We start from the raw sequence: 4,168 nt of genomic DNA on the forward strand, positions 1-4,168 counted from the left end.
CAAAAGTTTCAGCCTTTTTATATCAAAGATTGATGCTCTATTCATCTATTGGACAATAGTTGTAGAAGTCTGAAGTACATATGCTTGGATCTTGTGCGGTAGCTATATGCTTTCATACAACAAAGCCGTTTGGATAATAAATATTTCCCTGAGAATGATCGGAATTAATTTCTATTACTAAATCTACCAATTCTGGATTTTTTATCAACGGTTTAATAAACAATTCTGGGTGTAATGCTTTCCAAAAATAATCTACAAATTTTTCAATTTCATCATCGCTCATTCCTGATTTTTCTGAAGCAATCATTTGTTGTTCTGCTTGTTTTCGCCATTGTTTAGAAAAACGATAATCAGTAGGATATAAAACTACTAAATTATCTAACTTTTCCCACAGAGGCAAATAGTCTGTTAATTTTTGATTCATATCACGGGCAAATTTTTTGTCTGCTTCTGTAATAATTGGTGGTGGTGCAACATCAAAAATTTTCTCTTCAACTGGTCGAACTCCCACAAACCAACCTTCAAATAAAACAATATCAACTTTACTTACTATCTCTGGTTCAATTCTATCTCCAGCTCCATGAAAAAGAGACTTATTAAATCTAGGAATAGCAATTAAATTATCAGAATTTAGATTTTCAAATTGACGTAATTTATCTAAAATTTCTATTCCTAAACTAACATCATGGGTTCCTGGAGGTCCGCGCCAAATTAATCGGTAATCTTCTTTTTGTAAAAGTTGACGTTCGGCGTAAGTTTTATAAATATCATCAATAGAAATGCTAATAGTTTTATAGCCAAGCTTGTCTAAAATTAAGACTAAAATTTTTGTTAGGGTAGTTTTACCAGTTCCTTGTCCGCCTAAAATTCCTTGAACTAATGGGCGACTTAAACTTTGACGTTTATTAGCTAATTTTATTCCTAAAGGCAACCATAATTTCCATAAAGTTTCTAAAGTCTGATTATCTCTGATAGGAAATTTATCATAGTCAGTAATTACAGACTGAAATAGAAGCGATCGCTCCATAATTACTTCTCTCACATTTGCCGAAGTAATGTTAAAAACATCGGTAGGTTTTTGTTCTATTAATTCTTTATTTGTTAAGATTTCTAATTCTTTTTTTCCCAGAGACTTACCTTGCTGTAAAATTTGTAAAATCTCCTTTATAGGTGATTTAGAAAATTCCATAAAAATTCTAGATACTATAGTGTTTCTCAAGTTCATGAGCTACTGATAAATGATAGCTAAATAGATGAGTTAGAAAATTGCTTGACATCCTCCCGATGCTGCTCTAAGAGACAGGGCGGGATTCCCATCCATCAATCGAACAGACTAAGATGAACGAATGACTCAGAGCGGGTTGACACATCATTAGAATCAACTACCTTTTTACGGGTAGAATTATGTTTCTTCAATGTCTGTTTAATTATCTCCAACTGCCCGTCGGCGACGTTAGCCTCCTGCGGAGGAACTTCACTAACAAAAAGTGATAGTTGAACTGGATTTTCTACTACTGTCTTAGCTGTTTCAACCTTGGTTTTTGGCTGAACAACTTCTAAAATATTGACAGCAGCATTTATGTCTCTATCGTGAAATGTTCGACAATTTAAACAAGTCTACTCAGGGACGTTAAGTTTTTTTTTGCCACCTTTAAAACCACAATTAGAACACTTTTGAGAAGTAGGTTCCCATCTATTAATGACTCTAAATTATTTTCCACATTTATCGCATTTAGCCTCTAATAATGTTCGGAATTGTCGCCAACCTAAATTGCTAATCGCTTTAGCTAACTTGCGATTCTTAATCATGCCAGAAACATTCAAGTCTTCTAATACAATAGTGTCGTACTTTTTAACAAAATTAGTTGACAATTTATGAATAAAATCAGTTAATTCTGTCTTTTATTTCAGCATGAAGTTTAGCAACTCTTAATCTGGCTTTTTCACGGCGTTTGCTGCCTTTTTCAGTCCGAGCAAACTTGCGTTGAAATTTAGCTAACTTTTTGAGGTTTTGTTTTAATGGTTTTGGTGCTTCAAACTTTTCACCATGTAGGGACGTTGCATGCAACGTCCCTACCGTAGCAAATGTGCTAATCCCTAAATTAATGCCTGTTGAATTACCAGACTTTGGTAAATGTTCTGCACAATGTAGTGACGTTTCGCGAAACGTCACTACTACAAAACTAGCAAAGTAACGACCAGAACTATCTTTAATTATAGTTACTGATGTAGGTTTACTAGGTAAGAGTCTTGACCAAACTATTTTAATCTTACCTGCTTTTGGTAGATAGATTTTGTCTTGACTAATCTTGTAATTAGCTCCTACAAATCTTGCACTTTGTTGAGATTTTCTGGACTTAAATTTAGGTGGCTTAACTTTAATACCTTTACGCTTGCCAGTACAACTATTAAAGAAATTTTTTTCCTACCTGGTCTAAATCTTTTAATGATTGTTGTAGTGGAGTGGATGCCACTTCCTTTAACCAAACTAATTCTCGCGCATGCTTGAGTTATAAATTGTTTAGTTAAATCAACATAACTTGGTTTCTTATTACCGTTAGCATAAAGTTGATTACAATGTGAATCGCGATTGATTCCAAACATATCGACAACAACCAAAAAGTTGATTTAATTTCTTAATTTGGATACGCTCAGGGTAGATGCGATATTTATATCTTGATATCTTGCCTTCAAGGTTTTTGACATTTTTCTAACACTAAAGTTTAACTGTGTAGCAGTATTTTGTACTATTATTATAGCAGAAAAAATTTGATTTGTTTCGCTGCGCGACATGAAAAGCATTCATCCAGACACCAAATCAAAGATTATGGTGCGGGTATAAAAGCTAACGTTCAGTGGGGGAAAAGGCAAGTTTACTGAAAAAGGAAAGTAGATTAACTTCTAACTGTTAAGAACCTAATTTGAAAGCTTCTAAAAATAGACCATAGGTAAAACCTATTTTAAAACCATTCAAAATATCTATTCCCAAAGAACGTGCAATTTTTCCTCTACTGCCATAAACTAACCAGTTTAATATTTCAGTAATCAACAAACAAATTAAAGCATACAAAACATCTAAGTAACCTTCTTGCCCAGCGATGGTAGAAACGGCAGTTGCTGCAAAATTACCAAACAACAAACTAATAATTAATAAAGAAATTCGACGCCAAGGGTTAAGTAACCATTGTTTAAACCTCTCAAGAATAACGTTCAGTAATCTATTAATACGGGTACTTTGCATAGATAATATTAAATATATTTAATTTTCAACTTAAAAATACTTTAGTGCACTGTACTGGAAATAACCCATAAGTTACATAATCCTAAAAGCCTTAGCAATTAATACTTTTGACTCTATTGTTGCCCATTCCCTTGCATCTTACACCGACACGGGGTCGCACCGCTTTTAACTTTTGAGTTCCGCATAGAGAAACATAAGTAGTCTAACATAGCACAATAGCAGACTGTAATGTTTCAGGCTAAACAAAATCAGGATGCCAAGTTAAAGGAGAAAAATAAATACTTAAATTCAAATGAAATTTCAACCTTACTCAAAAATTATTATTGCTTTAATATTCTTTTTATTAGGACTAATCATTAGCAGGTTTCAGTTAACAATATCCTGGAGAAAAAATGAGTCTGCAATATTACAAACATCAAAATCTTCACCAATTTTAAAACCTCCTTTATCAAATATTCCTACTCCGACACCCCTACCAAAATCTCCAATAAAACAAACTCAAGAATGTAATATTCCCATCACTATTTCTGAATCATCTATAGTCAAAAGCAATAGAGGAGCTATTCGAGTTAGTAACTGTACATATAGTCCAGTTCGTATAGCACTATTAGCTAAATCCTCAGAACAATCTTACCAAAAATCTGCTCACTGGGATTTTGCTCCAGGAGAAGGTAGTACCAGAGGGTTAATACTCTCTTTGCCAGAAGCAAAATTAACCTTGAAACCAGGAGATATTTTAGTTGTCTTTGCTCAAGATGGCTCTCGTTTATATTGGGGACCTTATGTTGTGGGAGAAACAAACTTTCCTATTTGGAATACAGAAACATTAGAATGGCAGTTAATTTTAAGGCCATGAAAAAAATATCGGTAGTTGTGCATAGTAATGGTAGAGCTAGCGAGGGAGTAGGGGAGTAGGGGAGTGAGGGA

The 4,168-nt window shown here is 33.8% G+C and carries 7 protein-coding genes; 1 reads left to right on the forward strand and 6 read right to left on the reverse strand.

Annotated elements, in window-relative coordinates; all coding sequences use genetic code 11:
* Nucleotides 1-112: 112 nt before the first annotated feature.
* The 6 genes from F6K22_RS34085 to F6K22_RS34105 all read right to left on the reverse strand — a co-directional run bounded on the left by F6K22_RS34085 (nucleotide 113) and on the right by F6K22_RS34105 (nucleotide 3,241).
* Nucleotides 113-1,189 (reverse strand): glycerate kinase, encoded by a 1,077-nt coding sequence (locus tag F6K22_RS34085; protein ID WP_293108606.1) that lies wholly within the window; start codon nucleotides 1,187-1,189, stop codon nucleotides 113-115.
* Between the two features lie 521 nt (nucleotides 1,190-1,710).
* Nucleotides 1,711-1,872 carry a hypothetical protein gene (locus F6K22_RS34090; RefSeq protein ID WP_293108609.1) on the reverse strand — a complete coding sequence of 54 codons (162 nt, stop codon included), beginning with the start codon at nucleotides 1,870-1,872 and terminating at the stop codon, nucleotides 1,711-1,713.
* Nucleotides 1,873-1,885: 13 nt separating this feature from the next.
* A complete protein-coding gene (locus F6K22_RS34095) occupies nucleotides 1,886-2,173 on the reverse strand; it encodes a transposase (RefSeq protein WP_293108611.1) in 288 nt (95 codons plus the stop codon).
* A 149-nt stretch (nucleotides 2,174-2,322) separates the two neighbouring features.
* Nucleotides 2,323-2,604 (reverse strand): hypothetical protein, encoded by a 282-nt coding sequence (locus F6K22_RS34100; RefSeq protein ID WP_293108614.1) that lies wholly within the window; start codon nucleotides 2,602-2,604, stop codon nucleotides 2,323-2,325.
* Nucleotides 2,573-2,683 (reverse strand): helix-turn-helix domain-containing protein, encoded by a 111-nt coding sequence (locus tag F6K22_RS42655; protein ID WP_363275031.1) that lies wholly within the window; start codon nucleotides 2,681-2,683, stop codon nucleotides 2,573-2,575. Before F6K22_RS42655 ends, F6K22_RS34100 begins: the two co-directional genes overlap by 32 nt.
* A 225-nt stretch (nucleotides 2,684-2,908) precedes the next feature.
* Complete coding sequence (locus tag F6K22_RS34105) at nucleotides 2,909-3,241, reverse strand: DUF565 domain-containing protein (protein WP_293108617.1); 333 nt, start codon at nucleotides 3,239-3,241, stop codon at nucleotides 2,909-2,911.
* A gap of 292 nt (nucleotides 3,242-3,533) precedes the next feature.
* Between F6K22_RS34105 and F6K22_RS34110 the strand changes: the two genes are divergently transcribed.
* A complete protein-coding gene (locus tag F6K22_RS34110; RefSeq protein WP_293108621.1) occupies nucleotides 3,534-4,097 on the forward strand; it encodes a hypothetical protein in 564 nt (187 codons plus the stop codon).
* The last annotated feature ends 71 nt before the right edge of the window (nucleotides 4,098-4,168 follow it).

Source organism: Okeania sp. SIO2F4, from assembly GCF_010672385.1.
In the GTDB taxonomy this organism is placed as follows: Bacteria; Cyanobacteriota; Cyanobacteriia; order Cyanobacteriales; family Microcoleaceae; genus Trichodesmium.